A 3,225-nucleotide genomic window follows, 5' to 3' on the forward strand; every position below is an offset into this window, starting at 1 on the left:
GGCGCACTCCCCTTCCGCCAGGACAAGCAGAAGACCCAGATGCAGGTCGCCGGCCTGAGCGAGGTCCAGACGAGGGACTGGGTCCCGTACAAGTTCACGAACAAGGCCATCCTGATCGGCTCGTTCCAGCTCGAGCGGATCCGCTAGACGGGCAAATCTGTCGCCGGCGATTTTCGAGACCGAATATTTCAAGTAGCCTAAATCGATGGTTTCCGGGATGGTGGACACCTGGGTTTCCCTGCTCGTGGCAGGCACCCTGCTCCTGGTAGGGTTCGCGGCCTCGCTGGTCTTCCAGAAGTACCGGGTTCCGGACTTCATCCTCTTGATGCTCCTCGGATTCGGTCTCAGCCTGATCCCCTTCGCTCCGTTCGGGCCTGGGCTCCTGCAGTCTCTCGCCCCGCTCCTCCCCCTGTTCACGCAGCTGACCATCGCCTTCATCCTGTTCGAGGGCGGGCTGTCGCTCCGCCTTCGGGACTCGGGGCGGAGCGTGCCCGCCATCGTCGCCCACGGTTTAATCGCCATGGGCCTCACCGCCTTCCTCATCTGGTTCCTCCTCACGCGATTCTTCGCGATCTCCGAGACCACGGCGCTCGTCGTGGCCATGGCGTTCTCCGGGCCGAGCGCATCCGTCGCCCTGAGCTTCGCCCCGCGCATGCATCTGGACCCTCGCGCCGAGAACGCCATCGTGCTCGAGGGCGTGCTGACGAACGTGATCGCGGTGATTGGCGTCCTCCTGGTCCTCGAATGGTACGGCTCGCCCGGCAACTTCTTTCTCGTCCCGTACCTCGCCCAAGTGGGGGAGGCGATCGGCTTGGGCGTCGTCCTCGGCTTCGGGTGGGGGCGGGTCGTGGATCGGCTCGCCCAGCAGCGGTTCGTGTCCATGGCGACCCTGGGACTCGCGATCGTCGTGTACGCGGCCGCCCAGGGATTCCTTGCCCAGAACGGCGCGCTGGCGGTCTTCGTCCTGGGACTCGTCGTCGGGATCGAGCGCAAATCGCAATCGACCAAGAAGGCGGCCGCAGGCGCGGCGTCGAGACCCCCGTCACCGGACGATGTGCTCCGGGAGCTCAGCTGCTTCGTGGAGGCCACGGACGGCCCCCGACCCTCGAACGGGTCTACCGCGTCCCCGTCAGCGATGTCCCTGCGGAACTTCCAGTCCGAGATTACCTTCGCCCTGCGGACGTTCTTCTTCATCTACCTGGGACTCCTGCTCGCGTCGGAGTGGGGGGGAACAGGCTCCATCCTTGTCTCGGTCCTTCTGGTCGCGGTCTTCCTCCTGGGCCGGTTGCCCACCACGGCCGCGCTCGGTTGGGGGCTCGCGTTGTACCCGCGCGACACCCGCGCCGTGTACGCCTCCATGGCCCGCGGGATGACCGATGTCGTGCTCGTCCTATTCGCGGTGCAGTCGGGCATCCTTCCGCAGCCCGAGGTCCAGTTCATCCTCGGGATAATCCCCACCGTGGTCCTCCTCGCGGCCGTGGCCTCCGCCGCCCTTGTCGTTTGGGCGGGCCATAGCCCGGGCGCGACCCAGGTCGCCGTGCTGCGGCCGAACGCGATCGCAGCGGCGGATGGCAGCCGGCGCGAGCCCTAGGGGACCAATCGCTTCTCCAGGAGGATGGCCTCCTGGCCCCACTCCATGGGCTCGAACCCGACGGCCTTCGCGGTGTCCAGGAGCTCCGGCTCGTGCGGGAGGAAGGATTCAACCCGATCCGCGCCGCGAGCGCGGGCTACCGCGGGGGCCGCTCGTAGGACCGTGGCGGCATCGCCCGCGAGGAGCTGGACCTGGAGGTCCTTGCCCCGCAAGTCCTCGAAGTCCTCGGAAATCGCGACCGCGTTCGGCCCGAACCGCCAGAGTGCGCCGGCCGCGGCCAGCCAGCGGGCATTCGCACGGGTCAGGGGAATGAAGTAGAAATCATGGAACACATAGCCGGAGCTCCGCCGGAGGAACGGAGACGTCTCGAGCAAGGGACCGTCGCGCTCGGGGTCGAGGGGTTCGAGCGACACCTCGAGTGCCGTGGGAGCCGCACGGATTCGCATGCGCGTGAACCGGGCGCGGTCCCGGAACCCACATCGCCGCGCGGCTTCCACACTCGCCGTGTTGCGGGCCTCCGCCCAAAGACGAAGGCAGGCGCGGCCTCGAAGTCGGGCGATGTCCTCGCATGCGCGGTTCAGGGCCGTGGCGACGCCGCGTCGGCGGACCTCGGGATGGGTGCGAGCCGCGCGGAGCCACACGCCACCGTCGGGCGTGTCGTCCGCCACCATCATCCCGACGATCCGCGCAACGTCCGTCGCGACGAGGGTGGTCGCGTCCCGGACGAAGCGGTCCAGGAAGTGGGGGACGTAGTCGTCCGTGCCCACGGCGGCCAGACAGAGCTCGCGGAGCGCGGGCACATCCGCGGGCGTCGCCCGCCGGGTCGTCCACATGGCGTGTCGCGCGACCACGGCGCGGGTAGTAAAGGCCTTGCCCTCAGCCCGTCGACGGCCGTTCCGTGGCGGCGCGGCGGCCCAAATGCTGGGCGACGACCACACCGCCGATGACCATGGCTCCTCCGATGATCATGGATTCGGTGGCCGGTTCACCCAGGAGCACGATCCCTCCGGTGACTGCGATCAGCGTGCTCACGTAGAGCCAAGCTCCCGCCGCGGCGGCGGGCATACGCTCCACGGCGCGGAACCACAGGCTGTAGCCGATGAACGTGGGGCACACCGAGAGGAAGAGGACGGGCAGGAGCCCGGCCCAGGTCAGCGTCGCCAGGTCGTGGACGAACGTGGGCCAGACCGCGACCAGGATCGGCAGCGTGAGCACGGTCCCGAGGAGAATCGTGTACGCGACGAACACGAAGGGCCGATATCGAGACAGGTACCGCCTCCCCAGGACCAGATAGATCGCCGTGAAGACGACGGAGGGGACGACCTCCAGGGCGCCTACGGAGAGCGCGAAGTGCAGGGTGCTCGCCTCGCTCGCGAACAGGATCATGACCGCGAGCCCCGCGAACGCGATCGCGATGCCCACGGACCGGAGGCCCGTGAGCCGCTGCCGGAGCAGGGGCACCGCAAGGAGGGCGATGAACGCGGGATCCGAGGCGATGATCAGGGCGGCCGTGCCCGCGGTCACGTCCGGGTTCGACTCCCCGAGGTTCAAAAACAGGTGGTAGCCCGTGAAGCCCAGGAACCCGAGACCCAGGAGGGGAAGCCAGTCGCCGCGGGGCGGGAGGACGCGCTCCC

The 3,225-nt window shown here is 68.4% G+C and carries 3 protein-coding genes; 1 reads left to right on the plus strand and 2 read right to left on the minus strand.

The features are described from left to right. The first annotated feature begins 217 nt into the window (after window positions 1–217). Entirely contained in the window at window positions 218–1,591 is a 1,374-nt protein-coding gene (locus tag VEY12_10910) for a cation:proton antiporter (GenBank protein ID HYM40627.1), read from the plus strand. Here VEY12_10910 and VEY12_10915 read toward each other — a convergent pair. Continuing rightward, window positions 1,588–2,424 carry a GNAT family N-acetyltransferase gene (locus VEY12_10915; protein ID HYM40628.1) on the minus strand — a complete coding sequence of 279 codons (837 nt, stop codon included), beginning with the start codon at window positions 2,422–2,424 and terminating at the stop codon, window positions 1,588–1,590. The two genes, VEY12_10910 and VEY12_10915, sit on opposite strands and share 4 nt — an antisense overlap. Before the next feature lie 43 nt (window positions 2,425–2,467). Beyond that, the coding region (locus tag VEY12_10920) for an EamA family transporter (protein ID HYM40629.1) at window positions 2,468–3,225 on the minus strand (758 nt) is incomplete at its 5' end.

Source organism: Thermoplasmata archaeon, assembly GCA_035632695.1.
In the GTDB taxonomy this organism is placed as follows: Archaea; Thermoplasmatota; Thermoplasmata; order RBG-16-68-12; family RBG-16-68-12; genus RBG-16-68-12.